The sequence below is a fragment of the Erythrobacter sp. SD-21 genome, from assembly GCF_000181515.1.
Lineage (GTDB): Bacteria > Pseudomonadota > Alphaproteobacteria > Sphingomonadales > Sphingomonadaceae > Qipengyuania.
The window spans coordinates 299204-324118 of record NZ_ABCG01000002.1 but is presented as its reverse complement, the minus strand read 5'-3'; the positions used below and the strand labels follow the sequence as shown (position 1 = coordinate 324118).

Sequence of the window (24915 nt, the reverse complement as noted above, 5' to 3'; positions counted from 1 at the left end):
GAATTTGCAGCAGGCGGTAGACTGGCTTGCACAGTCCAGGAGTCTGCCGATATCGTGGGATTCTTCCTTCTGGGGTATCCCCAAGTCTGAAATGCGCGCTTTCTCACGCTTCGGATATCGACAGAACTGTTGCTCCTCACGACGGGTGCCGCACCTAAGCGTAGCAACGGGCTGATGCGAACCAATCCAGACAATCGATGGTATTAGGGTTGGTCATGGAGGGGCGACCGCCGGTACCGTCGACAGATAGCTTCGGCGATGAGGTCGGGGTGAGACCAGGCCAGCATTGTTCCGCCATTGCGAACCATGCGAACGGTGGCTGAAGGAAGGCATTCCGCTAGGTACTCGGCAGCAATCCGTGGATCGTGCAAGGCGAAATGCGAACCAAGGAGAATGGTCCACCCCTCCCCTTCATGCGTTGGGTTTGGTTCCCACCCGTTTGCCCATGCGGAAACTTCCAGAACGTAGTCATCTAGGCAGTCTTTCAATGGCCGATCTTTCAATGACCGACATGGTCGCGTTCTGAGGCGAAGCCCGGCTCAATCGACTGCTCCGATATTTCATCGGGGCAGTCGTAGTAGATCGCAGTGACCTGAGAAGAATTCATCGGTCCCTGACGATCGAAAAGAATCGCACCCTGCAAATCTGCTTTTGCGCGAGCCATTGCTTCGTTACCCCCGCCTACCGGCACTCTAAGTGCCTGACCAGCAATTGGAGGATCAAATGGCGAATAGCCCCTCGCATTCCTTCTGATCGCGAGAAGGCCTGGAGCCGATCGCCTTGGCGCGAGCTTGAGCCATTCTGATGTGCTTTTTGGTAAAGTGGTGAATGCTCGCTACGGTCACTACGAGGGCGCAAAGCTGTCGTTAAGACGATAGGGGAACTCGAATTTGCCAACGATGATAGTGCCCATCACTTTCACGTCGGGCGCGCCATATTACCCACCGCGCCCTCGCCAAAGCCGCCGAAACCGCTTAGACCCGCGCCAAGAGCCAATCATGGAGCGCAAGATCTACCAGTTCGACGATCTTCCCGAACGGACCGGCGCAAGGCGTGCGGGTGCGAAGGGCCCCGGGCACGCGATGCGCATCGGCGTGGTCTTCAGCGCGCGCAGCCACCACAACAAGGGGCGCGAGCCCGATTTCGGCAACCGTTCCGATGTCACTATCGTGCGGCCCGAAACCCGGCGTGACATCGCGCTGGCGCTCGCCGATTTCGCCGCAGCCGGGACCGAATTCCTCGTTATCAGCGGCGGCGACGGCACGGTGCGCGACGTCCTCACCATGGGGCAAGCCGCCTTTGGTGAAAACTGGCCGGAACTGGCGGTGCTCCCTCGCGGCAAGACCAACGCGCTCAACGTCGATCTCGGCAGCCCGCGCGACTGGTCGCTGGCCGATGCGATCGCGGCTTTCGAAGATCGCACTCAGGGCCGGCGGATCCAGCGCCGTCCGCTTGCCGTGAGCAAGGTCGATGACGAAGAGCCGCCCATCCTCGGCTTCATCATGGGTGCAGGCGCCTTCACGCTCGGTGTGGATGCCGGGCAGGACGCCCACAAGATCGGCTTTTTCAACTCGCTCGCCGTGGGGATGACCAGCGCCTGGGGCGTGTTGCAGGCGCTCTTCGGGAGCGACGACAACATGTGGCGGCGCGGCGCACGGATGGAACTCGAATACCTGCCTTCCGGCGAGCCCTTGCCGCACTCGCGCCACGGCGACCCGGCGCGGCGCAATATCGTGCTTGCCTCCACGCTCACCACCATGCCGCTCGACATCAAGCTGTTCGGCAAGGGGCAGGGCGATATTCGCATGCTGGTTCTCGACCACCCACGCCGCCGGGTGCTGTTCTCGGTCCCGGCAATCCTTGCCGGCTGGCATCCGCGCTGGCTGAAGTCAGCGGGGCTGCACCATTTGTCGGTCGAAGGCTTCGCGATCACGCTCGATTCGCAATTCATCCTCGATGGCGAGCATTTTCCGGGCGGCAGCTACCGCGTCGAACAGGGCGCGCCGCTGACTTTCGTCGCCGGGTGAGCGAGACGCTCCAAGAGAGGGTCGCGGCGAGCCTCGCGCGCGAAATCCACCCCGAGGTAGCCGAATATGCGCGCAAGCTGGGCGAGGAGGCCGGGGCCTGCGCGGTTTTGTTCTACGGTTCCAATTTGCGCACCGGTTCGCTCGAAGGCGTGCTCGATTTCTATGTCCTCCTGCCAGGCCCCCAGCAGGAAAGGATCTGGCCGCGCGTGAGCTACCGCGAATGGGAACGCGAGGGCGAGGTGCTGCGCGCAAAGATCGCGACCATAAGCCTTGCGAAATTCGCCGAGGCCGCGCGCGGGGAAAGTCGCGACACGACGATCTGGACACGCTTCGTCCAGCCCAGCGCGCTGATCTGGGCCAACGGCGAGGACGCCCGCAAGCAGACCTTGAGCGCAGTGGCGCAGGCGGCGCGCACCGCTTCGCGTTTCGCGGCGGTCCTCGGGCCGGAAAAAGGGCCGGCCGAAGCCTATTGGCGGGCGCTTTTCCAGGCCACCTATCGCGCGGAGTTCCGGGTGGAGAAACCGGGTCGCGAGGATTCGATCCTCTCGGTCAACGCAGGCCATTTCGAAGGCTTGCTGCCGCTAGCCTGGCAGGCGGAGGGTATCGCGTTCGAGAGGGATGGGAGGATGCTGGAGCCACGGCTCGATCCTGCGGCTCGCGCCCGGACTGCCGAGGCGTGGAAGCGGCGCGAGCGGATGGGCAAGGCGCTCAATATCCTGCGCCTCGCCAAGGCCACCACGACCTTCGAGGGCGCCGCGCGCTACGGCGCGTGGAAGCTGGAGCGGCACACGGGCATCGCGCTCGAAGTCACGCCGTTCCGGGAGAAACACCCCCTGCTCGCCATGCCCGGTGCGGCCTGGGACCTATGGCGCGCGAAACGCCGCAGCGACCAGGCTCAGCGGTAGCGCATCCGGATCGAGATGCTCTCGACCCCGCTGCCGACGTCGAAGCCGACCTTTTTGTAGCTCGGCTTGCCGAGGTTGAAGATATTGATGCTGGGATTGTTTGACATCGCGCCGCCGTCGCCGAAGATATCGGTTTCCCCGTCACCGTCGAGATCGTGCCGCACCGCGATGCCATAATGGCCTGCCTTGGGCAGCGGCATGCAGAAGCGCATCGTGCCCGCCTTGGCCGGTGCCTCCATGCGGTAGATCCAGCGGCCCTTCTCCAGCCAGTCGGCCTTGGTGGCGCGGTAGGACTGGATGCGGATCGTGCCCATGCTTTCCTTGATATCAGTGACCGAAACCAGGACGGCGGGACCCTTGCCCGCCGCGCACTTGCCGGGATCGTGTGAGATCTTCTCGCGGTACTGGGCCTGCGCCGGAACGGTCATTGCAAGGCCGGTAATGGCCAGCGCTGCGCCCGCGGTGATAGCTGCAATCTTGCGTTTCATGTCGAATGCCCCGTTAATCTTTCGTCTGCGCGCTCATCCAGGCGCGCCTCTTCGGCGGCGAAAGCCACCGTTGTTTAGGCTCATATCTATAGATGACACGCTTAATTCGCGCTGAATTGATCGGGCACGTCGATCCGTTTGGCAATCGTCTCCCCAGCCGGTCACCGGTGGATAAGCCTGCGGACAAGCTTGTGGAGGCGCGGTGGAGAGGGGTATTTCCCGCTCGCGTACGTACCCTTTCAACGCCGGACAGGGCTCTATGACCGTTCCGCTGATTTCTCCCTCGATCCTTTCCGCCGATTTCGCCCGGCTGGGCGAGGAGGTTCGCGCGGTCGACGAGGCCGGGGCGGACTGGATCCACATCGATGTGATGGACGGGCATTACGTGCCCAACATCACCATCGGTCCAGCCGTGGTGAAGGCGCTGCGCCCGCATACGAAGAAGCCCTTCGACGTCCACCTGATGATCGAACCGGTCGACCCTTACCTTGAGGCTTTTGCCGAAGCCGGCGCGGACATCATCACCGTCCATCCGGAAGCTGGCCCGCACATCCATCGCACGCTGCAGGCGATCAAGAACCTCGGCAAGCAGGCGGGCGTGGTGCTCAACCCGGGCACGCCTGCGAAGATGCTCGACTACCTCATCGAGGAAGTCGACCTCGTGCTGGTGATGAGCGTCAATCCCGGTTTCGGTGGGCAGAGCTTCATCCATTCGCAGCTGCGCAAGATCGAAGCGATCCGCAAGATGATCGATCAATGCGGCAAGGACATCCGCCTCGAGGTCGACGGCGGGGTCGACCCGACCACCGCACCGCTTTGCGTGGAGGCGGGGGCCGATGTGCTGGTTGCCGGATCGGCCACTTTCCGGGGCGGGCCGGAGAAATACGCCTCCAACATTGCTGCTCTGAAGGGGCGGGGATGAGCGAGGGGCACTCCGACCTCCTCAGCGCCGCGCGCGAGGATGCCGGGCACGAGGTCCAGGTCGCCCTGCCGCTGTTCGACGATCCCGAACCTCTGGTCGAGGACGAGGTCGAGTCCGACCAGATCGATATCGAAGAGGCGATCGAGGCGACGAATTCCGCGCCCGTGCCCGAAGCGGGATCCGAGGCCAGGATCGCGGTCGAGCCCGAGCCGGCTGCAGCGACGCCTGCCCCGGTGGCCGAGCCGGCACCCAGGCCAGTCGTCACACCGGCGCCCGAGCCGGAGATCGATCCCGAACCGCTCGAACCGGCGCGCTCGCTCGTGCCGGCCGACTTCGCCCTCCCGCATGGCGGCGCGCTCGATGCGCTGGTCCGCTGGGGATACAAGATGGGCGTGCCCGGCTCGGTGCTCGCCGCGCCGCTGCGCAAGCCTGCCCGCCCGCGCTTCCTCGCCATGGTCGAAACCCCGCTGGCGGGCGACCGCGTGGCGGGCATGTCTCTGCGCGCGGGGCAGATGCAGGTCGCCGGGCTGAAAGTGGCGATCGCGAAGCTCGACTTCGGCTCGCCCTCGAAGCTAGCCGAGCCTTTCGTGCGGGCGGTCCACGGATTTACCTGGATGCGCGACCTCTCATCCTGCGCACCGCGCGGGCAATGCGCGGATACCTCGGGCGCGATCTTCGAGAAGTGGCTCGCCAAGAACCCTGAGCCGGGCAAGGGGCCGGCGTGGGATGTCGAACTTGCGGGCCTGCGCCTCCTCAATTGGCTGGTGCACACGCCTGTCCTGCTTTCGGGCGAAGGCGAAAGGCTCAAGAACCCGCTGCTCGAGGCGATCGAGATGACCGCACGCTGGCTCGACCGGCAGGTGGCGAACGGCGAAGACCGGATGGCGCAGGTCACCGGCTGGACCGCCATCGTGGCGGCCGGTCTGCTGCTTCCCGACGGCAAGCCGCGCCGCTTGCATGGCGAAGCCGGCCTGCTGCGCACGCTGGGCGAACTGGTGAGCGACGACGGCGGGGTGCTCTCGCGCAGTCCGACCGCGCAGGCGCAGGCGATTGCGCTGCTGACCGATCTTCGCGCCTGCTACGAAGCGGTGAAGGAAGAGCCGCCCACCGTCCTCGACGCGCTGCTCGGCCTGCTGGTCCCGGCGCTGCTTTCGCTGCGCATGGGGGACAGGGGCCTCGGCAGCTGGCAGGGCAGCGCCGTCGTGGGCGAACCGGCGCTCGACTCGCTGGTGACCGCTAGCGGCGTGCGCGCACGGCCGATGGTCGATGCTCGGCACTGGGGCTACCAGCGCGTCCGCGCGAAGGAAGGCGTGCTGGTGATGGACGCCGCACCGCCGCCCAAGCCGCGCCACGCGCGCCACGGCTGCGCTTCGACGCTGGCATTCGAATTTTCGCATGGGGCTCAGCGGATCGTCGTCAATTGCGGCGGCGCGGAGCTTGCCGGAGCGCTGGTGCCTGCGCGAATCGAACAGGGATTGCGCGGCACCTCGGCCCATTCGACGCTGGTGCTGGACGAGGCGAATTCCACCGCCGTCCTAATCAACGGCAAGATCGGCAAGGGGGTGGAGGAAGTCGATTTCCACCGCGAGACGGTCCACACGAACGAACGCAAGGCGGCCAAGCTGGAAGCCTCGCACAACGGGTATGTCGCACGCCACGGGCTACTGCATCGCCGCATCCTCATCCTTTCCGACGACGGCACAGAACTGCGCGGAGAGGATGTGCTCGAGCCTTCGGGACGCAAGGGCAAGCGCGGCAAGATCGGATTCGCCATCCGCTTCCACCTCGGGCGCGGAGTGGAGGCCAGGCTGACCGACGACGCAATGGGCGTTCATCTGGCGCTGGCCGACGCAAGCTACTGGCAATTCCGCCTCGCAGGTTCTAGCGGCGAGGCGCACTGCGCGCTGGAGGACAGCCTCTGGGTCGATGGCCAGGGCCGTCCGCATGGCACGCAGCAGATCGTGGTCGAAGGCATGGCCGCTCGCAGCGGGGAACGCTTCCCCTGGCTGCTCAAGAAAATGGGATAGAAGTTTCAATGTCAGACGTGGCAATCAAGCGGGCACTTCTTTCGGTGTCCGACAAGAGCGGTTTGGTGGATCTGGGCAAGGCGCTGGCCGCCAAGGGTGTCGAGCTGGTCTCGACCGGTGGTACGGCGAAGGCGCTGCGCGAAGCGGGCCTCGAGGTGAAGGACGTCTCCGACCTCACCGGTTTTCCCGAAATGATGGACGGCCGCGTGAAGACGCTGCACCCCATGGTTCACGGCGGGCTCCTCGCCGTGCGCGACAATCCCGAGCACGCGGCCGCCATGGAGGAACACGCAATCGGCGCGATCGACCTCGTGGTGGTCAATCTCTATCCCTTCGAGGCGACCGTCGCCAAGGGCGCGGAGCGCGACGAGATCATCGAGAACATCGATATCGGCGGGCCGTCCATGGTGCGCAGCGCGGCGAAGAACCATCAGTTCGTCACCATCGTCACCGACCCGGCCGATTACGACACGCTGCTGGGCGAGCTGGAAGCCAGCGGTGCGACCAGCCTCGACTTCCGCCGCAAATGCGTGGCTAAGGCCTTCGCTGCAACCGCCGCCTATGATTCGATGATCAGCCAGTGGTTCGGTTTTTCGGACCAGCAGCAGCTGTTCCCCGACTTCCTCGCCATCAACGGCAAGGCGCCGGTGACCTTGCGCTATGGCGAGAACCCGCACCAGAAGGCGGCGCTATACACCCCGGTTGGCCCGCACGCGAAGGGCATCGCGCAGGCCGAGCAGCTGCAGGGCAAGGAACTCAGCTACAACAATTACAACGACGCCGACGCCGCGCTCGAGCTGTGCGCCGAATTTGCCGGCGGCGAGCCGGCGGTCGTGATCGTGAAGCACGCCAACCCCTGCGGCGTCGCGCAAGGCGCGAGGCTGATCGATGCGTGGAACGAGGCGCTGCAGTGCGACAGCGTTTCGGCCTTTGGCGGCATCGTCGCGGTCAACACCGAGCTCGACGGCGAAACCGCCGAGGCGATCTGCCAGATCTTCACCGAAGTCGTCATCGCCCCGTCGGTCAGCGACGAGGCCCGTGCCGCCTTTGCGAAGAAAAAGAACCTGCGCCTGCTCGTCACCGGCGACCTGCCCGACCCGCGCCGGGGCGGACTGCTCGTCAAGCCGATCACCGGCGGCCTGCTCGTCCAGACGCGCGACAACGGCGCGATTACCGAAGCCGACCTCAAGGTCGTCACCAAACGCGAACCGACAAGCCAAGAACTGAAGGACTGTCTCTTCGCCTGGACCGTGGCGCGCCACGTGAAATCGAACGCCATCGTCTACGCCAAGGACGGCGCGACGGCGGGCATCGGTGCTGGGCAGATGAACCGCCGCGACAGCTCGCGCATCGCCGCGATCAAGGCCGCCGAAGCTGCCGAGAAATACAGCTGGGACCAGAGCCGTGCCGTGGGCAGCGCCGTGGCCTCGGACGCCTTCTTCCCCTTCGCCGACGGCCTGCAGGCCGCCGCCGAGGCGGGCGCAACTGCGATCATCCAGCCGGGCGGCTCGATCCGCGACGAGGAAGTGGTCGCCGCAGCGGACGAACAGGGCCTCGCCATGGTGTTTACCGGAATGCGACACTTCCGGCACTAAGGGGCCTTTGCCGGGCGGCCACAATCGGTCCTGAACGCCGCACAACCAAGCCATTCAGCGCCTTTACATCGGGCGATGTGTAACCACGTGGGATAAGTCCACGAAAGAATACGACATGAACCTCTTCAGCCCCGACCTCTATCGCAATTTCGGCATCGGCTTCCTCGCCGGAACCTTTGTCATCGCCTTCTCCAACGGGACGGAAATCGTCTCGGCCATCGCGGCGGTCCTTTGATGCGCCGTGCCGCCCTTATCATGGCGGCAGGCGCGCTCACCTTCGCTTCCGCCTGCCAGCAGCCCGCCTTCGCCGCCGAAAAGGTGGTCGAGGCGCCCGCAGCTGCGCGCAAGGCCAGCGAAGGCAAGGGTCTGAAAACTGCGATCTTCGCCGGAGGCTGTTTCTGGGGCGTCGAGGCCGTCTTCAGCCACACCAAGGGCGTGACCAGCGCCGTCTCGGGCTATCACGGCGGGACGAAGCGCCAGGCCGATTACAGCCTCGTATCCTCGGGCGTAACTGACCATGTCGAGGCGGTGAAGGTCACCTACGACCCCAGCGTCGTGCGCTATGATCAGCTGCTGCGCATCTTCTTCTCGGTGGTGATCGACCCCACGCTCAAGAACCGCCAGGGCCCCGACCGCGGCGCGCACTACAACGCCGAGCTGATTCCCCTGTCTGCCGAACAACGCACGGTGGCGGGAAGCTATCTGGCCCAGCTGCCCAAGAGCGGCAAGTGGGACGCGCCGATCGTCACGAGCATCGAGCCGGCCCGCACCTTCTACGCCGCCGAAACCTACCACCAGGACTTCGCCGCAAAGAACCCGCGCCACGGCTATATCCTGCGCTGGGACGCGCCCAAGGTGGCGGCCCTCAAGCGGCTATACCCCGCGCTCTACCGGGCCGAGTTCCGCCGCAACTGACTTGCGCGCTTGCGCGACGCGTCTTACCTCCTGACGCATGGCAGGACACGCACACGCGCATCACGAACATTCGGGCGACGATCTGATCGACGCCGCTCGCCTCACTCTGACCGACGCCGGCGAGCAGTGGACCGGCATGCGCCAGTCCGTGTTCCAGGAACTCGCGCGGCACGAAAAGCCCGCCAGTGCCTATGACATTGCCGACAACCTTTCGGCCGCACGCGGCAAGAGGGTCGCGCCCAACAGCGTCTATCGCATCCTCGATCTCTTCGTGCGGACCAATCTCGCCAACCGGATCGAGAGCGCGAACGCCTATCTCGTCAACACGCACCCGGGCTGCCGCCACGACTGTATCTTCCTCATCTGCGACGATTGCGGCAAGGCCACCCATATCGACGACGACCGCGTCACAGGCGCGTTGCGCGAGGCGGGAAAGGACGCGGGCTTCACCGATGTGCGCCCTGTGGTCGAGCTGCGCGGGTTGTGTGACGACTGCGCCGCCTGAGCGCCAGCGCCAAGCCGTGCATTATCAGCGGTAAACCGTTCATCGACAGTTCGGAAATCCGCGTGTAGAACATTCGTATGAGTGAACGCCCCCATACCCCTCTGCTCGACACGGTCGACACACCCGCCGACCTGCGCAAGCTGAAGCAGGACCAGCTCCGCCAGCTATCCGACGAACTGCGCACTGAAATGATCGACGCGGTCGGGACCACCGGCGGGCATCTCGGTTCCGGCCTTGGCGTGGTCGAGCTGACCACCGCCATCCATTACGTGTTCGACACGCCGACCGACAAGCTGGTGTGGGACGTGGGCCACCAGTGCTATCCGCACAAGATCCTCACCGGTCGCCGCGACCGTATCCGCACCCTGCGCCAGGGTGGGGGCCTGTCGGGTTTCACCAAGCGCAGCGAGAGCGAATACGATCCCTTTGGCGCCGCGCATTCCTCGACCTCGATCAGCGCCGCGCTCGGCTTTGCCATGGCCAACAAGATGCAGGGCCGCCCGGGCCGCGGCATTGCCGTGATCGGCGACGGCGCGATGAGCGCCGGCATGGCCTATGAGGCGATGAACAACGCCGAACAGGCGGGCAATCGCCTGGTGGTGATCCTCAACGATAACGACATGTCGATCGCCCCGCCCGTGGGCGGGCTATCGGCCTATCTCGCGCGCACCGTGTCGAGCAGCGAATATCTCGGCCTGCGCAGCCTTGCCTCGCGCTTGTCGAAGAAGCTCAGCCGACGCGTCCATTCCAGCCTGGAAAAGGCCGAGGAATACGCGCGCGGCATGGTCACCGGTGGCACGCTGTTCGAAGAGCTCGGCTTCTATTACGTCGGCCCGATCGACGGGCACAACCTCGACCACCTCATCCCGGTGCTCGAAAATGTGCGTGACAGCGAGCAGGGCCCGGTGCTGATCCATGTGGTGACGCAAAAGGGCAAGGGCTACGCGCCCGCCGAAAACAGCGCCGACAAATACCACGGCGTCGCCAAGTTCGATGTCGTGACCGGCGAGCAGAAGAAGTCGAGCGGCGGCCCGCCCGCCTACCAGAACGTCTTCGGCGAAACGCTGGCCAAGCTCGCCAACGACGATCCGCGCATCTGCGCCATCACCGCCGCCATGCCGAGCGGGACGGGCGTCGACAAATTCGCGCAAGCGCATCCCGACAAGGCCTTCGACGTCGGCATCGCCGAACAGCACGGCGTGACGTTTGCCGCCGGCCTTGCCGCGGAAGGCATGCGGCCCTTCGCCGCGATCTATTCGACCTTCCTCCAGCGCGCCTACGACCAGGTGGTGCATGACGTGGCGATCCAGAACCTGCCCGTGCGCTTCGCCATCGATCGCGCCGGGCTGGTCGGTGCGGATGGCTGCACGCACGCCGGAAGCTTCGACATAACCTATCTCGCCACGCTGCCCAATTTCGTGGTCATGGCCGCCGCCGACGAGGCGGAGCTGGCGCATATGACCTACACGGCGGCCGAATATGATGATGGCCCCATCGCCTTCCGCTATCCGCGCGGCGCAGGCACCGGCGTCGAAATTCCGGAGAAGCTCGAAAAGTTTGAGATCGGCAAGGGCCGCATCATGCGCGAAGGCAGCAAGGTCGCCATCCTTTCCTTGGGCGCGCGGCTGGAGGAGGCCAAGAAGGCCGCCGACCAGCTGGAAGCCAAGGGCCTGTCGACGACCGTCGCCGACATGCGCTTTGCCAAGCCGCTCGACACTGCGCTGATCGAGCAAATCATGCGCAGCCACGAGGTCGTGGTAACCATCGAGGAAGGCGCCGTGGGCGGACTCGGCGCGCATGTGCTGACCTACGCCAGCGACGAGGGCCTAACGGATGGCGGGCTAAAGGTACGCACCATGCGCCTGCCCGATGCCTTCCAGGACCAGGACGATCCGACGAAGCAGTATGACGAGGCGGGCCTCAACGCGCCGCATATCGTTGACACGGTGCTCAGCGCGCTGAGGCATAACAGCGCAGGCGTGGAAGAGGCGCGGGCTTGAGCCCACTGGTCCGCAAGACCATGTGGTTTTTCGGCCTTCTTCTCATTTCCTACTTAGCTGTCGCGCTGCTGCTGTGGAACCAGCAGGAGCGGCTGATCTACCCTGCGCCACAGGGCATCGGCCCGGCCACCGGTGGCTTTGAGGAAGTCACATATCGCACCAGCGATGGGCTCGACATCACCGCGGGCTACCGACCGGCCACACCCGGCTTTCCGACAATTGCCTATTTTCACGGCAACGGTGCCGATTGGGTCTCCAGCGTGGTCGCAACCGACCGCCTCGTGCCAGCCGGATACGGCGTGCTGGCCGCGGAATATCGCGGCTATCGCGGCAATCCAGGACATCCCAGCGAAGAGGGATTGTATGCAGACGGCCGCGCTGCCCTCGGTTTCCTCGCCCAGCAAGGAGTTGCGGCGAACGAAATGGTGCTGATAGGCAATTCCATCGGGTCGGGCGTCGCAACACAGCTTGCCAGCGAGCACGCTCCTCGCGCCCTCATCCTGATTTCGCCATTCGCAAGCCTTCGCCAGCTTGCGGCGGAGAAGCTGCGTTTCCTGCCGACCCGCCTTCTCCTGCGTTCGCGTTATGATAACGAACGGAAACTCGCCCAAGTCGCCGCACCGGTCCTTATCCTCCACGGCACTGCCGATACGCTCATCCCGGAGGCGCACGCACACCAACTTGCTTCGGTGCGGGACGATGCCGAACTGGTCATCTTTCCCGGCAAGGGCCACGACCTTGCCTGGGACGACGAGGCCGAAGAGGCCGTTCTGACATTTCTCGCAAAGCACCCCGAAGAAAGCGAAGCCCGATGAGCCTCCTCCAGATCGACACCGCCGACCACGTCACCACCCTCACTCTCAATCGGCCCGAAAGCATGAATCCGCTCGGCGCGGCGGGCGACGGGGATGCCTTCGTCGCGGCCTGCGATGCGATCAACGCCGATCTCGATGTGCGCTGTGTAATCCTCACTGGGGCGGGACGCGCCTTTTCCGCGGGTGGCGACATCAAGGCGATGAAGGAGAAGACCGGCAATTTCGGCGGCACCGCGCCCGAGATTGCCGATGGATATCGCAACAACATCCACAAGATCCTGCGCGCGCTCTATTCGCTACGCGTGCCACTGATCGCAGCGGTCAACGGGCCGGCCATCGGACTGGGCTGCGACCTTGCCTGCCTCGCGGACATGCGAATTGCGAGCGAGAAGGCGAAATTCGGCGTCACCTTCCTCAAGCTCGGCATCATTCCGGGCGACGGCGGCACATGGATCCTGCCGCGCATCATTGGCGAGGCGCGCGCGGCGGAGCTCTTCTACACCGGCGATGTGATTGACGCCTCCACCGCGCTCGACTGGGGTCTTGTGAGCCGCGTGCTCGAACATGATTCACTGACGGACGAGGCGCTTGGTCTCGCCGCCAAGGTTGCGGCGATGCCGCCGCACGCGCTGCGGCAGGCGAAGAACCTCATGCGCCAGGGTCGCTCGACCACTTACGATGCGGCGCTCGAAATGGCGGCCAACGCGCAGGCTCTGATGCATTCGACCGAGGATCACATGGAGGGGGTCGACGCCCTGATCGAGAAACGCGCACCGCAGTTCCGGGGCAGGTAGCGCTGTCCTACAGCTGCAGGCCGCTGGTATGCCGTCAGCGGCTCTTTCAAACCGTCGAGATTTCCCGCTGGCGCAGCCCTAGTGGGGCTGGCCGGTTCTTGTTCCAGGACCGTGTTCCATGTGTTCCATGGTTCACCCTCGCGCCCGGAAGGCTGAACGCGGCGGCTAGCCGATCCAGCGCCACAGCCCTGCCGGCACGCCGTTCGCGTGGATATGGCCGTAAGTGGCCGCGAGCCAGATCACTATGCCCCCGATCCAGGCGACGGTCCCGGACCTGGCAATCCGTCCCAGCCGCGGCCAGTAGCTCGTCTGCGCCTCCCACCCGGCCCAGGCCTCGCCCATCAGCTGCTCCTTCTTGCGATCCTGCATGCGGGCGCCGACCAGCGCGAGGAAGCCGAGCGCCCCGGCCAGCACGAGCTGGCGCGGTGTCGGGCTCAGCAGGATATGCACGCCCGCCCAGAGCGCGAAACTCCACATCATCGGGTGGCGCGTGACATGGAAGACCCCGTGCGGCCCGGCAGCAGCATGCTGCGCCGCGCGGGGATCGGGCAGGGCGGGGTTGCGCAAGAAAGACCCGGCCAGCAGGACCGAGGCCAGCAGCATCACGACGGTCCCGATCGCCCACAGGACTTCGCTCATGCCGTGCCACAGCGGCGCGTCGCCCGGGCCGACCGCGCGAAAGGCGGTCACCGCCCAGACGAACGTCCCCAGCGCGACGACCGAATAGAGCCCGCGAAACCCGTTCTCCCCGATCCGCCCGGCGAGCGGTGCGCGCAAGGGATGCGATAGCGCGAAATGCGTGCCGACGAAGGCCAGCGATGCGGCGATGAGCGAAACGAGTGGGTCCATGAAAGCCTTCCCTCCTGCGCGGCAAGGCTACCACACATCGCGCGCCCGGCAAGCGGGCGTCAGTCCTCGGGAATGGCGATCAGCTTTACGGTGAACAGCAGCGTCGCGCCGCCGGGGATCGGCCCCTTGCCCTTGGGGCCATAGGCGAGGTCGGCGGGCGCGGCGATCTCGATCGTGTCGCCCACGCCCATCTGGGGGATGGCCATCTGCCACGCCTCGACCAGGCGATGGAGCGGGAAGGTGGCGGGTTCGCCGCGATCGAAGCTGGAATCGAAGGTCGTGCCGTCGATGAAGGTGCCCGCGTAATGCACGGTGACGCGGTCGTTGAGTCGGGGCTTCTCTTGCGACCCTGCGTATTCGACATAGCGCCAGCGAAGCCCGCCCTCCATGCTGCGCCAGCCGTCCTCGGGCGACAGCTTGGCGAGATAGGCCTGCTGCGCGCTCATCCAGGCAATGTCCTGCGAGCGGTCGGGACGCTCCTCCTGCGCCATGGCCGCCTGAATGCCGACGGAGGCGATTGCCGCGCCCACGGCAGCGAACATGAAGCGCATTTCGCGCGGCAGGGCGGGGCGGCTTTCGGACTTCTTCGTCATACCGCGCCCAGACACGAAAAAGGGCGCGGTTTCAAGCCGCGCCCTCTCTCTTGTGTCGATGCCTTGTCAGGCAGTCGGCTTGGTCGTCGGGTGGACCCCGCCTTCCATCGATTCGAGACCGGCACCGGCCTGGCCTTCGAGATCGTCGCCGACATTGTCGTCGCGGATCGTGTCGAGGTGCATCAGCTTTTTGATCAGCGGGCTGACCACCATCACGGCGACACCGATGCCGACGGCGTACCAGCCGACGGTCGAGTAGACGTCGAGCACGACCTGCTTGCCCGCTTCCTCGCCCACGCCTTCGGCGCCCGTTGCGGCGGCGATGAGGCCGGCAGCGAAGTTACCCGTGGCCGAAGCGAAGAACCAGGTGCCCATAACGAGACTGGCCATATGGGCCGGGCTCAGGCGGTTCATCGCCGACAGGCCGACCGGGCTGAGGCAAAGCTCACCGGTGGTGTGCAGCAGGTAGATGAGGAAGATGAAGATGACCGGCGTCGGGACGTTCAAGCCCACGCTCTCCGCGCCCCAGACGAGGACGAGGAAGCCGAGACCGACCTGGATCACGGCAAGGCCGAATTTCAGCGGCGTGCTGGGCTCCTTGCCCTTGCGCGCCAGACCCTGCCACAGCATCGCGAAGACCGGTGCGAGCAGCACGATGTAGATCGCGTTGATCGACTGAAACATGGATGCGTTCACGCCCTGCGTGTCGACATGACGGTCGGTGAACAGGTTGAGCGACGAACCGGCCTGCTCGAACAGCGCCCAGAAGACGATCGAGGTCAGGATCAGGAACATGGCGGCGAAGATGCGGTCACGTTCGTCGAATGCCTTGACCAGCGACTGCTGGATCAGGACCGCGACAAGGACGGCAAGACCGCCCAGCGCGACCCATACCATCCACTCCGTGCCGAGCGCTGCCAGCACGATGCCGACGATCATGGTGGCGGCCGCCAGCAGGTAGACCATGAACGGTCCCTGCGGAGCGGCCTTCCACGAGCCGTAGGCCATCTTGAAGGTCACGATGGCCAGCACATAGGCGACAAGCGCACCACCGAATGCGCCGAGGACGGTGCCGACCAGTTCCTGGAACTGGATCGCGGCCCAGCACAGCGCGACCATGGCAAGGCCGGCGCCGTAAATGCCCCATTCCTTGCCGCCCTTGATCTTGGCCGGGTCCTTGGGCTCGCCCTTGCCGAGAAGCAGCGGCTTCCCGATGACGAAGAACACAAGACCCAGCAGCATGCCGAAGCCGGCGAGGCCGAAGCCGTACTGCCAGCCATAGGTCTGGCCGAGATAGCCGCAGATGATCGACGCGGTCGCCGCGCCGACGTTAATGCCCATGTAGAAGATGGTGTAGGCCGGATCGCGGCGCACGTCGGTGCGCGCATAGAGCTGGCCGACGATGACCGAGATATTCGCCTTCAGGAAGCCCGAGCCCACGATGATGAGGGCAAGAGCAAGCCAGAACACGTTGATCATCGGGTCGCCTTGTCCGCCGGATCCTTCGAACGCCATAAAGAAGTGGCCGAAGGTCAGCAGGACCGCGCCGAACAGCACCGCCTTGCGCTGGCCGATGTACTGGTCGGCAAGATAGCCGCCCACCACCGGGGTAATGTAGACCAGTGCGGTATAGGCGCCGTAGATGATCGAGGCTTCGCTATCCGAGAACAGCCAGTGCTGGACGAGGTAGAAGATCAGGAGGGCGCGCATGCCGTAGTAGGAGAAACGCTCCCACATTTCGGCCATGAACAGCAGGAACAGCCCCTTGGGGTGTCCGATGACCTCTTCCTGGGGGCGGGTGATGAGCACCACGCCTCCGATGAGAAAGGCTGCCAGCGCGACTACTGCAACCCTGAATGTCCACATTTCGAACGCTGAGTCGAATGTGAAGAACATGCCTTCGACCATAAGATCGGTGTCCCTCTTTTTATTTTGGCGGCGTCGCTTTCGCTTGGCCCCTTCCCTGGAAAGCGCGCACCCTAGCGGTTCGCGCGCTCATGTGAAGCATTAGTTACAGGCGCGACCACATTTGAGGGAACCTTGCGCGCCGCGCTGTATTATGGCACTGATGCACTATTCGCTGTCCGGGAATCCGTCATGAGCAACCAGTCCAAGCCCGTCTATCTCAAGCTGCGCGACATGATCGCGGCGGCCATCATCGACGGACGCTACAAGGAAGGCGAAATGCTGCCGTCGGTCCGGGCTCTCGCGGCGGAGCAGGGCGCGAACCCCCTGACCGTGGCCAAGGCCTACCAGCAGTTCCAGAACGACGGTCTCGTCGAAGTGCAGCGCGGGGTGGGCATGTACGTGGCCGATGGCGCAGCGTCCGTACTGCGCCAGCGTGAACGCGAAAGTTTCCTCAAGGAGGAATGGCCCGAGATCCGCGAGCGGATGGACCGGCTCGGTATCGCCCCTGCGGAATTGCTGACCGACGCGTGACACCAGCCGGTGGCATGAATAGCGCCTGCCCCATCTCGGAACTTGCGGAAAGCCCCGCATTCTGCCACTTAGGCGGGATAGGGGTGCGTCTCGGCGCTGCCCGGCAGGGCCGCTAACAGAGTTTTGACGATCGCCCTGCACGGCGACCGGGAGAGCGCATGATGATCCGATCCGAACTTCTCACCGCGATAGCCGAGGACAATTCCGACCTGCGGGCCGAAGAGGTTGAGCAGGTGGTCGATATCTTCTTCGAGGAAATCTCCCAGCGACTGACCGAAGGCGGTCGCGTGGAACTGCGCGGCTTCGGAGCTTTCTCCACCCGCGAGCGGCAGGCACGCCAGGGCCGCAACCCGCGCACGGGCGAAGTCGTCGATGTCCCAGCCAAGAAGGTCCCGTACTTCAAGCCGGGCAAGGAAATCCGCGAGCGACTCAACGAGAATTGAGCCGCACGTCCCCTCGCCCAACTTGGCGATTGCAGCACATCCTCCGATTCTCTAACCAGCCGACTTGCCGGACAGCGGGTGTGGCGGAATGGTAGACGCCGGGGACTTAAAATCCCCTGTCCTTTGGGCGTGTGGGTTCGAGTCCCACCACCCGCACCGGCAGCCCACAGGCGCCCGCTCGTAAATTCAACGACTTGCGCTGGCGAGTGTCGGAATGGCTGACAGGTTAACCATTCGCCTTCCCTGAGTATTAATCCCTAGGTTCGTACTAAACGGCTCAACAGGGGCGCTGGTCCAAGAAGGCTGGCGGAAGGCATTCTCCTTCCCCGACTTTGGGGGTACGCACGTAATGGAATATTCCGCTGGTTTCCGCGCGGACGAAAATATTGAAGAGGTCGAGGTCGATCGGCGTTCAAAGCCGCGATACACCTCCCTGATTCGCGCGGCCAAGCTGGTCTGCGGACAGGGCGAATTCATCTGCGTCATCCGCGATGTTTCGGCCACCGGAATCTCGTTGCGCACCTTCCATGCCCTGCCGAACGACCGTACTATCGCGTTGGAATTGCAGAACGGTGAGACCTACGAGATCACCGAGACGCGGCGCGAGGGTTTCGAAGCGAGCTACCAGTTCGACCGGCCGGTCACTGTCGAGCGACTCATTTACGAAACGTGGAACTTCCCCAAGCGCCAGTTGCGGCTCAATATCGCCATCCCGCTGACGCTTTCGTCGCTCTCGGCGAGCGGGGAGGCAGTGACGGTCAACATGTCGCAGCAGGGCGCGCGGGTAGAATGCGATGCGGCCTTTGCCATCGACCAGGCGCTGCGCGTCGCCGGGGATCACTTCCCCGAGACCCGCGCCAAGGTGCGCTGGCGCAAGGACGCCAATTACGGGCTGGTGTTCGACAACACACTGTCCTTGCGCGAATTTGCGCTCATGGCGGCCTCTGTGCAGTGCCCGGTCATGCTCGAGCAGACGCCCGACGCGGCCTGAGAATTGTTTCTGCCGGATCAGGCGGTCCGGAAGTCCATCGCCACGCCGTTGATGCAGTGCCGCTTGCCGGTCGGCTTGGGGCCATCGTTGAAGATATGCCCCAGATGGCCGCCGCAATCGGCGCAGTGCACTTCGGTGCGCGGATAGCCGATCTTGTAGTCCGTGCTCGTGTCCACCGCGCCGGGCAGGCTCTTCCAGAAACTCGGCCAGCCGGTGCCCGAATCGTATTTCGTCTTCGAGCTGTAGAGCGCGTTGCCGCAGCCCGCGCAGATAAAGGTCCCGGCGCGCTTCTCGTCGTTCAGGGGCGAGGAATAGGCCCGTTCGGTGCCCGCGTCGCGCAACACGTAATACTCGCTCTTGGTGAGCTTCTTGCGCCATTGCGCTTCGCTTAGCGAGACGGGGTAATCGCGCGCCTGCGCCTCGCGCGAACCGCAGGCGGCCAGCGTCGTCGCAGCGACGCCGGACCCCAGCAGTCCGAGGAAGGAGCGGCGGTTCGGTCGGGTGTCGGTCATGGGCATATGTATAGCCTCCTGCCCCTGAATACGTGCCGAATGCCCGAACGGTTACTTCAGAACTCGGTAATCTCGACTTCGAGCTTGCGGAAGCCGTGCACGAAGTTGGCGCGCACACGTTCGATATCGCCCGCGACATGGACGCGCATGCGGCGCTTGTGCAGCTCTTCAAGGAGGACCCGCAGTTGCAGCTCGGCCAGCCGCGCGCCCACGCAGCGGTGGATGCCGTAGCCGAAGGCGATGTGGCGCCGCGCGTTCTCGCGGGTGATGTCGAGCTTGTCGGGGTTCTCGAAGACCTGCTCGTCGCGATTGGCGGAAAGATACCAAAGCACCACTTTGTCACCCGCCTTGATGTGCTGGCCGAAGACCTCGGTGTTCTCGGTGCAGGTGCGGCGCATATGCGCCAGCGGCGTCTGCATGCGCAGGATTTCCTGCACTGCGTTGGGGATGAGGTCGGGCTGCTGTTCGAACAGCTTGCGCTGGTCGGGGTTCTTGTCGAGCTGGTAGATGATCCCGCTCATCGAATTGCGTGTGGTGTCGTTGCCGCCCACAATCAGCAGGACGAGATTGCCCATGAACTCCTCGGGCCGCATCTGGTTCATCGCGTCCGAATGGATCATCATCGAGATGAGATCGTCGCCCGGTTCCTTGTCATGGGTGCGTTCGATCCATAGCGACTGGAAATAGGCCGCCATCTCGTGGAGGAAGCCCCAGCGCATCTCGTCGAGCGAGCGCACCGTGGCCAGCTCGGTATCGCCCGACCAGTCGGACCAGAAGGTCAGCAGGCGGCGGTCTTCCCAGGGGAAGCCGAAGAGGATGGCGAGCATCCCGGTGGTCAGCTCGATCGAGACCTTGTCGACCCAGTCGAACACCTCGCCACGCGGCAGCGAATCGAGCAGTTCGCCGGTGCGTGCGCGGATCTCGCCTTCCATTTCGGCCATGCCCGAAGGCGTGAACTTGGGCGCCACCGTGCGGCGCTGGCCGGTGTGCTGCGGGCGGTCCATGGCGATGAACATCGGCAGTTCGCGCCGGTCGCCCACGCCGCTCTCGGCCAGTTCTTCCTCGGTCAGCCGATTGAGGATGGTGATCCCGCCATGCTCCCAGCTGGAGGAGAACACCTCCGGCAGCGCCTCGATATGCTGAATCGCCTTGTGTCCGACGACCGCCCAATAGGGGCCGAAGGGGCTTTCCGGAATGTAATGAAGCGGCCCGGATTCGCGCATCTCCTTGAATATCGGCTGCCAGGTGTTGTCGGCGTAGATATCGCTGCGGCTGACGTCCCATTTGTGCGGATGATCCGGCCGTTCCTCCGGATGCTCTTCGAAATGCTTCTTGAGCGCTTCGTAAGCGGTGGGGGACATGCGGCATTCGGGCCGGGTGACGGCAGCTGTGGCCATGGTTCTCTCCTCTTCGCCCCGCATCCTGCCTTAACTGACAGGCGTGTCAATAGTGCGTTGCAAAAGCGAACCTAATGCAGGGTCGCCGGAGAGTCTTGCATGAAGGCGACGATCAGGCGGGATCGGCGGGCGCGGTGCTGCCGACCCGCCCCTTCACGCCGCGTCCGCCCTTGCCCGATTTCATCACCCGCCTGCGGAACAGGGTCGCCCCCGCTTTCACGAAGATCGCCACGCACAGCGCTTGCCAGGCGAGGGCGAGGACATGCGGCCATAGCTCGGCGGATTGCGCCGCGCGGGCCAGCATGGCGAAGGGCGAGGAGAGCGGGAAGATCGCCGCGGTCAGCTCCAGCGGAGAGCCGGGGCTGGTCATCGAATAGGCGGCGAGGAAGAACACCAGCAGCTGCGCCATGGTCACCGGCATGGAAAGGGTCTGCACCTCGCGCACGGTGGTCGCCATGCCGCCGATGGTGAGGAAGAGCGAGCCAAGGATGAGGTAGCCCATGGCGAAATAGGCGATCCCAAGCAGGATGAAGACCGGCCAGCCGAGCGCCGGTTCGGCCAGTGTCGGCATGGCCTCGCCCGCCAGCGCACCGATCCCGGCCCCGAACAGGCCCCAGACCGCAATGCCGACGAAGCTCACCCCCAGCATGGCGAAGAGCTTGCCGAAGAACACGCTGTCCATCGGGATCGCTGCGGCGAGCACCTCGATGACCTTGTTGGCCTTCTCCTCCACGAGATTGGAAAGCACCATACCGGCGAGCAGCATCATCAGCAGGAACAGCAGCAACTGCCCCGCCTGCGCGGTGCGAATGCGGTTGGACTTGGCCGCCGAGGCGGTAGTCGCAAGCACGTTCTCGGTCACCTCGGGGTAGCTTGTGGGCGTCGCCCCCGTCGTCATGGCGGAGAGCAAGGAGACTGGCCCGTCCCAGCGGTCGATTTGCAGCTGCGTGCCCGTCAATTCGGGCTCTTCCGGCGTGCCGGTGACGACAACAGCGTAGTCCGAGGTGCGCAGCACGGTTTCGGGCGAGAAGTCCGGAGCATCGCGCACGCTGCTTTCGATCACGACGAGTTCGGGGAGGCCGTCGACCGTTTCACGCGCAGTCTGTCGCGCGGCCAGAAGTGCCTCGTTGTCCGTATCGGCCATGGCGAGCGCGATCGAATTGACGATCGCCTCGCGCTGGACCTGTCCGCCGATCCCTCCCGCAAGCCCGCCGACCACGAGCGGAAAGAGCGGACCCAAGAGGAAAAAGAAGAAGGCGCGGCTGAACAGGATTGCCCTGAAGTCGCGCCGCGCGACAACCCAGGCCGCTTCGAAGAAGGACAGGCGCGAGGCCTGGTGCTCGCCGCTCATGTGGTGGCCTCCGCTTCCAGTTGGCGTGCCGCGGCTGCGCCCGCGATCTCGACAAAGGCGTCATGCAGGCCGGCGCGTTCGATCGAGAGCGAGAGAATGCCCGCCTCGCCGTCGATCAGGCGCTTGAGCAGCGCTTCGATCCCGCTTTCGGGGATCGGGAAATACCAGAAATGTCCGCCGCCTTCCTTAGCGTCGTGGCGGGCATCGGCGGGCAGGGCGCTGCGCCAGTCGCCCTTGGCGCGTTGCGTTTCGAGGCGGACCTGCGCCGGAATGCGATCGCGCGCGGCATCGACCGAGCCGGCATAGGGCACGCGGCCCCCGGCGATTATGGCGACATCGTTGCACAGCCGTTCGGCGTGGTGGATCACGTGGGTCGAGAAGATCACCGTGGTGCCTTGCTTGGCCAGATCGCGGATCATGACCTCCAGCTTGCCCTGGTTGATCGCATCGAGGCCGCTGAAGGGCTCGTCGAGCACCACCAGCTTCGGCCGATGGACCAGCGTACCGAGCAGCTGGACCGTCTGCGCCATGCCCTTCGAGAGCTGCCGGATCTGCCGGTCGATGGCATGACCCATCCCGTGCCCTTCGAGCAACTCGCGCCCGCGCTTGCGCCCTTCGTCGAGCGAAAGCCCGCGCAGCGCGCCCATGAAGGCGATCGCCTCGTCGCATTTCATCGCCGGATAGAGGCCGCGTTCTTCGGGCAAATAGCCGATCCACTTGGCGATTTCGTGCGGGCGGTCGTGACCGAAGACGCGGCGCAGGCCCTCGTCGGGATCGATAATGCCCAGCAGCATCCGCAGTGTCGTGGTCTTGCCCGCGCCATTGGGACCGAGAATGCCGTATATCGCGCCTTGCGGGACGGAGATATCGACCCCGTCGACCGCGAGCGTATCGTCGAACCGCTTGACCAGCCCGCGCGCCTCGATGGCGAGGCTGTTCTTGTGTTGATCGTCGTTTCGCGACATCGCGTGTCCGGCTCCCCTGCTGGGAGCGAGTTAACCGCGCGATGTGAACGGGAGCAACAGCAAGTTTGGTCAAGGCCGCGTCACTGGAGGGATTGCAGGCTGCGCTGAGGGAAAAGGCGCGCGAGCTGGGCTTCGTCGCCTGCGGCTTTACCGGGGCGGGCACCGATCCCCTGCGCGCCGAGCGATTCGAGGAGTGGCTCGGCGAGGGGCGCCACGGCTCGATGGAATGGATGGAAAGCCGGAAAGTCCAGCGCGCCTCACCGCAAGGCCTGTGGCCCGAAGCGCAAAGCGTCATCGCACTCGGCATGAGCTACGCGCCCGATGGCGATCCGCTGGCGCTGGAGGGAGATGCCGAGAAGGCGCGCATCTCCGTCTATGCGCAAGGGCGCGACTATCACGACATCGTGAAGAAGGCGCTGAAGGCGCTCGCGCGGTGGTTGATCGAGCGGGAGCCGGAGAGCGAGCTCAAGGTCTTCGTTGACACCGCACCGGTGATGGAAAAGCCGTTGGGGCAGGCGGCGGGGATCGGCTGGCAGGGCAAGCACACCAATCTGGTCAGCCGCGAGCATGGCAGCTGGCTGTTCCTCGGCGCGATCTATTCGACGCTGCCCTTCGCGCCCGACGAGACCCACCGCGACCTGTGCGGCAACTGCCGCGCCTGCCAGGACGCCTGCCCGACCGATGCCTTCCCCACGCCCTATAAGCTCGATGCGCGGCGCTGCATTTCTTACCTCACCATCGAGCACAAGGGCCCGATCCCGGAAGAGTTTCGCGAGGCGTTGGGCAACCGCATCTACGGCTGTGACGATTGCCTTGCCGTGTGCCCGTGGAACAAGTTCGCCGATGCCGCGCACCGGCACATCAAGCTCGCCCCGCGCGAAAAGCTGACCGCGCCGCGCCTCGCCGAGTTTCTCGATTTCGACGATGCGGGCTTCCGGCAGTTCTTTTCCGGCTCGCCGATCAAGCGCGTCGGGCGGGATCGGTTTGTGCGCAACTGCCTTTATGCGGCGGGCAACAGCGGCAATGGCGCCCTGGCGGCGCAGGTGGAGAAGCTGCGCTGCGATCCGAACCCGGTCGTGGCCGAAGCCGCCGACTGGGCCGCCGCACGGCTCAGCCCATCTCCTTGAGCGGGACTTCGGTGTCCGCCAGCAGCTCGGAATCGATCTCGGCGCGGTTCATCACGAGCTTGCGCCCCTGCGCATAGTCGCGCGTGTTGTTGACGCAATCGAGCGCAATTACGCGGCCTTCCTTGAGATAGATCAAGCTGAACTTGCGCGCTTCGGGATCGCCGCGCAGCACCGACTGGTCGTAGTCGTTCGAAATGCCGACGGTCTGAAGCCGCAAATCGTACTGGTTCGACCAGAACCACGGCACCGCGTCGTAGTCCTGCTTGTCGCCCATGATCGACTTGGCCGCGACGCTTGCCATGTCGTTCGCGTTCTGGACCGATTCCAGCCGGATCACCGCGTTGTCCGCATAGGGATTGGCATGGGCGGCGCAGTCGCCGATGGCGTAGATATCGTCGAGCGACGTGCGGCAGAAGCTGTCCACGTCGACGCCATTGGTGCCCGCGGCCCCGGCGGCGATCAGCGGTCCGACCGAGGGCACGATGCCGATGCCGACGATCACCACTTCGCAGGCCAGCGTCTGGCCGCTCGACAGGGTGACGCCAGTGACTTTCTCGCCGTCGCCTTCGATCCGGTCGATGTCCGCTTCGAGGCGAATGTCCACGCCCTGCTTGCGATGTTCGGCGGCGTAGAAATCGGAGATCTCGGGGCCGGCCACGCGGGCCAGCACGCGGTCCTGCATTTCGACCACGGTAACTTCCAGATCGAGCTTGCGCAGCACCGCCGCTGCCTCAAGCCCGATATAGCCGCCGCCGACCACGACCGCACGGCGTGCACCGGCGGCGAGTTCGTCCTTCAAACTGTCGGTGTCGCGGCGGCTGCGGATGGTGTGGATGCCGGCCAGTTCCGCGCCCGGGCAGCCAAGACGGCGCGGATCGCCGCCGCCCGCCCAGATGAGCTTGCGATAGCTGACCAAGCTTTCATCCGAGAGCGACAGGACGCGGCGCATCCAGTCGACCTCATTGACATTCGCGCCGAGCCGCAGGGTCACCTTGCGCTCCGCCCAAAACGCTTCGGGACGGATGAGGATCTTCTCGAAGGGCTTGTCGCCCGCGAAGTATTCCTTCGACAGCGGCGGGCGTTCGTAGGGCGGGTTGCGATCGCGGCTGACCATGAGGATCGAATCCTCGTGGCCAGCCTGGCGCAGGGCTATCGCAGCCTGTGCGCCGCCGTGCCCGGACCCCACGATGACGACGTCGTAATGCTCCATAGGCGGGGTGGCTGGCCGCAAACGCGCTTCTGGTCAAGCCTTGCG

24 protein-coding genes and 1 tRNA gene are annotated in these 24915 nt (G+C 64.8%); 15 read left to right on the top strand and 10 right to left on the bottom strand.

The genetic code is table 11. The features are described 5' to 3' along the window. Positions 1–499 precede the first annotated feature (499 nt). Complete coding sequence (locus tag ED21_RS15325; RefSeq protein WP_006832733.1) at positions 500–664, bottom strand: hypothetical protein; 165 nt, start codon at positions 662–664, stop codon at positions 500–502. Between the two features lie 334 nt (positions 665–998). On the opposite strand from ED21_RS15325, the gene ED21_RS04890 reads away from it, so the two are divergent. Further along, complete coding sequence (locus ED21_RS04890) at positions 999–2027, top strand: diacylglycerol kinase family protein (RefSeq protein ID WP_006832732.1); 1029 nt, start codon at positions 999–1001, stop codon at positions 2025–2027. Next, positions 2024–2932, top strand: coding sequence for a hypothetical protein (locus tag ED21_RS04885; RefSeq protein ID WP_006832731.1), 909 nt, complete (start codon positions 2024–2026; stop codon positions 2930–2932). The genes ED21_RS04890 and ED21_RS04885 overlap by 4 nt, the downstream gene beginning before the upstream one ends. Here ED21_RS04885 and ED21_RS04880 read toward each other — a convergent pair. Next, positions 2923–3420: a DUF2141 domain-containing protein gene (locus tag ED21_RS04880; protein WP_006832730.1), complete on the bottom strand. Its 498-nt coding sequence runs from the start codon at positions 3418–3420 to the stop codon at positions 2923–2925. The two genes, ED21_RS04885 and ED21_RS04880, sit on opposite strands and share 10 nt — an antisense overlap. A 259-nt stretch (positions 3421–3679) precedes the next feature. Between ED21_RS04880 and rpe the strand changes: the two genes are divergently transcribed. The 8 genes from rpe (at position 3680) to ED21_RS04840 (ending at position 12993) form a co-directional block, all read left to right on the top strand. Beyond that, complete coding sequence (gene rpe, locus ED21_RS04875; protein WP_006832729.1) at positions 3680–4342, top strand: ribulose-phosphate 3-epimerase; 663 nt, start codon at positions 3680–3682, stop codon at positions 4340–4342. Next, complete coding sequence (locus ED21_RS04870) at positions 4339–6369, top strand: heparinase II/III family protein (protein WP_006832728.1); 2031 nt, start codon at positions 4339–4341, stop codon at positions 6367–6369. Before rpe ends, ED21_RS04870 begins: the two co-directional genes overlap by 4 nt. Before the next feature lie 8 nt (positions 6370–6377). Beyond that, positions 6378–7964: a bifunctional phosphoribosylaminoimidazolecarboxamide formyltransferase/IMP cyclohydrolase gene (gene purH / locus ED21_RS04865; RefSeq protein WP_006832727.1), complete on the top strand. Its 1587-nt coding sequence runs from the start codon at positions 6378–6380 to the stop codon at positions 7962–7964. Positions 7965–8198: 234 nt separating this feature from the next. Further along, positions 8199–8879 carry a peptide-methionine (S)-S-oxide reductase MsrA gene (msrA, locus tag ED21_RS04860; RefSeq protein ID WP_006832725.1) on the top strand — a complete coding sequence of 227 codons (681 nt, stop codon included), beginning with the start codon at positions 8199–8201 and terminating at the stop codon, positions 8877–8879. Positions 8880–8916: 37 nt separating this feature from the next. Further along, on the top strand, positions 8917–9384 hold the full coding sequence (locus ED21_RS04855; RefSeq protein WP_006832724.1) for a Fur family transcriptional regulator: 468 nt from the start codon (positions 8917–8919) through the stop codon (positions 9382–9384). A gap of 77 nt (positions 9385–9461) precedes the next feature. Further along, positions 9462–11384 (top strand): 1-deoxy-D-xylulose-5-phosphate synthase, encoded by a 1923-nt coding sequence (gene dxs / locus ED21_RS04850; protein ID WP_006832723.1) that lies wholly within the window; start codon positions 9462–9464, stop codon positions 11382–11384. Then, positions 11381–12199: an alpha/beta hydrolase gene (locus ED21_RS04845; RefSeq protein ID WP_156787294.1), complete on the top strand. Its 819-nt coding sequence runs from the start codon at positions 11381–11383 to the stop codon at positions 12197–12199. Before dxs ends, ED21_RS04845 begins: the two co-directional genes overlap by 4 nt. Beyond that, a complete protein-coding gene (locus ED21_RS04840; protein ID WP_006832721.1) occupies positions 12196–12993 on the top strand; it encodes a crotonase/enoyl-CoA hydratase family protein in 798 nt (265 codons plus the stop codon). The genes ED21_RS04845 and ED21_RS04840 overlap by 4 nt, the downstream gene beginning before the upstream one ends. 165 nt (positions 12994–13158) lie before the next feature. Here the strand turns inward: ED21_RS04840 and ED21_RS04835 are convergent, their stop codons facing one another. The 3 genes from ED21_RS04835 to ED21_RS04825 all read right to left on the bottom strand — a co-directional run bounded on the left by ED21_RS04835 (position 13159) and on the right by ED21_RS04825 (position 16343). Continuing rightward, positions 13159–13842, bottom strand: a complete 684-nt coding sequence (locus ED21_RS04835; RefSeq protein ID WP_006832720.1) for an NnrU family protein — start codon at positions 13840–13842, stop codon at positions 13159–13161. 59 nt (positions 13843–13901) lie between these two features. Beyond that, positions 13902–14435 (bottom strand): FKBP-type peptidyl-prolyl cis-trans isomerase, encoded by a 534-nt coding sequence (locus ED21_RS04830; RefSeq protein WP_006832719.1) that lies wholly within the window; start codon positions 14433–14435, stop codon positions 13902–13904. 66 nt (positions 14436–14501) lie between these two features. After that, the gene (locus ED21_RS04825; RefSeq protein WP_006832718.1) at positions 14502–16343 is read right to left on the bottom strand and encodes a peptide MFS transporter; all 1842 of its coding nucleotides are present in this window, start codon (positions 16341–16343) and stop codon (positions 14502–14504) included. A gap of 189 nt (positions 16344–16532) precedes the next feature. Between ED21_RS04825 and ED21_RS04820 the strand changes: the two genes are divergently transcribed. The 4 genes from ED21_RS04820 (at position 16533) to ED21_RS04805 (ending at position 18308) form a co-directional block, all read left to right on the top strand. Beyond that, entirely contained in the window at positions 16533–16874 is a 342-nt protein-coding gene (locus ED21_RS04820; protein WP_006832717.1) for a GntR family transcriptional regulator, read from the top strand. A 161-nt stretch (positions 16875–17035) separates the two neighbouring features. Continuing rightward, positions 17036–17317 carry an integration host factor subunit beta gene (locus ED21_RS04815; RefSeq protein WP_034921591.1) on the top strand — a complete coding sequence of 94 codons (282 nt, stop codon included), beginning with the start codon at positions 17036–17038 and terminating at the stop codon, positions 17315–17317. A 74-nt stretch (positions 17318–17391) separates the two neighbouring features. Beyond that, positions 17392–17473, top strand: a tRNA-Leu gene (locus ED21_RS04810). A 193-nt stretch (positions 17474–17666) separates the two neighbouring features. Then, on the top strand, positions 17667–18308 hold the full coding sequence (locus ED21_RS04805; protein ID WP_006832715.1) for a PilZ domain-containing protein: 642 nt from the start codon (positions 17667–17669) through the stop codon (positions 18306–18308). A 17-nt stretch (positions 18309–18325) separates the two neighbouring features. Here the strand turns inward: ED21_RS04805 and msrB are convergent, their stop codons facing one another. From msrB to ED21_RS04785, 4 genes are all read right to left on the bottom strand, one after another. Then, complete coding sequence (msrB, locus tag ED21_RS04800; RefSeq protein ID WP_006832714.1) at positions 18326–18826, bottom strand: peptide-methionine (R)-S-oxide reductase MsrB; 501 nt, start codon at positions 18824–18826, stop codon at positions 18326–18328. Positions 18827–18876: 50 nt separating this feature from the next. Next, a complete protein-coding gene (locus ED21_RS04795; RefSeq protein ID WP_034921588.1) occupies positions 18877–20217 on the bottom strand; it encodes a cytochrome P450 in 1341 nt (446 codons plus the stop codon). A gap of 112 nt (positions 20218–20329) precedes the next feature. Beyond that, on the bottom strand, positions 20330–21568 hold the full coding sequence (locus ED21_RS04790; RefSeq protein ID WP_006832712.1) for an ABC transporter permease: 1239 nt from the start codon (positions 21566–21568) through the stop codon (positions 20330–20332). After that, a complete protein-coding gene (locus tag ED21_RS04785) occupies positions 21565–22533 on the bottom strand; it encodes an ABC transporter ATP-binding protein (RefSeq protein ID WP_006832711.1) in 969 nt (322 codons plus the stop codon). Before ED21_RS04785 ends, ED21_RS04790 begins: the two co-directional genes overlap by 4 nt. A gap of 65 nt (positions 22534–22598) precedes the next feature. Here ED21_RS04785 and queG point away from each other — a divergent pair, with 65 nt between their 5' ends. After that, on the top strand, positions 22599–23660 hold the full coding sequence (gene queG / locus ED21_RS04780; RefSeq protein ID WP_156787290.1) for a tRNA epoxyqueuosine(34) reductase QueG: 1062 nt from the start codon (positions 22599–22601) through the stop codon (positions 23658–23660). Here queG and ED21_RS04775 read toward each other — a convergent pair. Next, on the bottom strand, positions 23644–24870 hold the full coding sequence (locus ED21_RS04775; RefSeq protein ID WP_006832709.1) for an NAD(P)/FAD-dependent oxidoreductase: 1227 nt from the start codon (positions 24868–24870) through the stop codon (positions 23644–23646). The genes queG and ED21_RS04775 overlap by 17 nt on opposite strands. Positions 24871–24915: the final 45 nt, after the last annotated feature.

Excerpts from the sequence above, each read along its gene's own strand:
- ED21_RS15325 (WP_006832733.1), bottom strand. The coding sequence starts at position 664 with ATGGCTCGCGCAAAAGCAGATTTGCAGGGTGCGATTCTTTTCGATCGT.
- ED21_RS04890 (WP_006832732.1), top strand. The coding sequence starts at position 999 with ATGGAGCGCAAGATCTACCAGTTCGACGATCTTCCCGAACGGACCGGC.
- ED21_RS04880 (WP_006832730.1), bottom strand. The coding sequence starts at position 3,420 with ATGAAACGCAAGATTGCAGCTATCACCGCGGGCGCAGCGCTGGCCATT.
- rpe (WP_006832729.1), top strand. The coding sequence starts at position 3,680 with ATGACCGTTCCGCTGATTTCTCCCTCGATCCTTTCCGCCGATTTCGCC.
- ED21_RS04870 (WP_006832728.1), top strand. The coding sequence starts at position 4,339 with ATGAGCGAGGGGCACTCCGACCTCCTCAGCGCCGCGCGCGAGGATGCC.
- purH (WP_006832727.1), top strand. The coding sequence starts at position 6,378 with ATGTCAGACGTGGCAATCAAGCGGGCACTTCTTTCGGTGTCCGACAAG.
- msrA (WP_006832725.1), top strand. The coding sequence starts at position 8,199 with ATGCGCCGTGCCGCCCTTATCATGGCGGCAGGCGCGCTCACCTTCGCT.
- ED21_RS04855 (WP_006832724.1), top strand. The coding sequence starts at position 8,917 with ATGGCAGGACACGCACACGCGCATCACGAACATTCGGGCGACGATCTG.
- dxs (WP_006832723.1), top strand. The coding sequence starts at position 9,462 with ATGAGTGAACGCCCCCATACCCCTCTGCTCGACACGGTCGACACACCC.
- ED21_RS04840 (WP_006832721.1), top strand. The coding sequence starts at position 12,196 with ATGAGCCTCCTCCAGATCGACACCGCCGACCACGTCACCACCCTCACT.
- ED21_RS04835 (WP_006832720.1), bottom strand. The coding sequence starts at position 13,842 with ATGGACCCACTCGTTTCGCTCATCGCCGCATCGCTGGCCTTCGTCGGC.
- ED21_RS04830 (WP_006832719.1), bottom strand. The coding sequence starts at position 14,435 with ATGACGAAGAAGTCCGAAAGCCGCCCCGCCCTGCCGCGCGAAATGCGC.
- ED21_RS04825 (WP_006832718.1), bottom strand. The coding sequence starts at position 16,343 with ATGGTCGAAGGCATGTTCTTCACATTCGACTCAGCGTTCGAAATGTGG.
- ED21_RS04820 (WP_006832717.1), top strand. The coding sequence starts at position 16,533 with ATGAGCAACCAGTCCAAGCCCGTCTATCTCAAGCTGCGCGACATGATC.
- ED21_RS04815 (WP_034921591.1), top strand. The coding sequence starts at position 17,036 with ATGATCCGATCCGAACTTCTCACCGCGATAGCCGAGGACAATTCCGAC.
- ED21_RS04805 (WP_006832715.1), top strand. The coding sequence starts at position 17,667 with ATGGAATATTCCGCTGGTTTCCGCGCGGACGAAAATATTGAAGAGGTC.
- msrB (WP_006832714.1), bottom strand. The coding sequence starts at position 18,826 with ATGCCCATGACCGACACCCGACCGAACCGCCGCTCCTTCCTCGGACTG.
- ED21_RS04795 (WP_034921588.1), bottom strand. The coding sequence starts at position 20,217 with ATGGCCACAGCTGCCGTCACCCGGCCCGAATGCCGCATGTCCCCCACC.
- ED21_RS04790 (WP_006832712.1), bottom strand. The coding sequence starts at position 21,568 with ATGAGCGGCGAGCACCAGGCCTCGCGCCTGTCCTTCTTCGAAGCGGCC.
- ED21_RS04785 (WP_006832711.1), bottom strand. The coding sequence starts at position 22,533 with ATGTCGCGAAACGACGATCAACACAAGAACAGCCTCGCCATCGAGGCG.
- ED21_RS04775 (WP_006832709.1), bottom strand. The coding sequence starts at position 24,870 with ATGGAGCATTACGACGTCGTCATCGTGGGGTCCGGGCACGGCGGCGCA.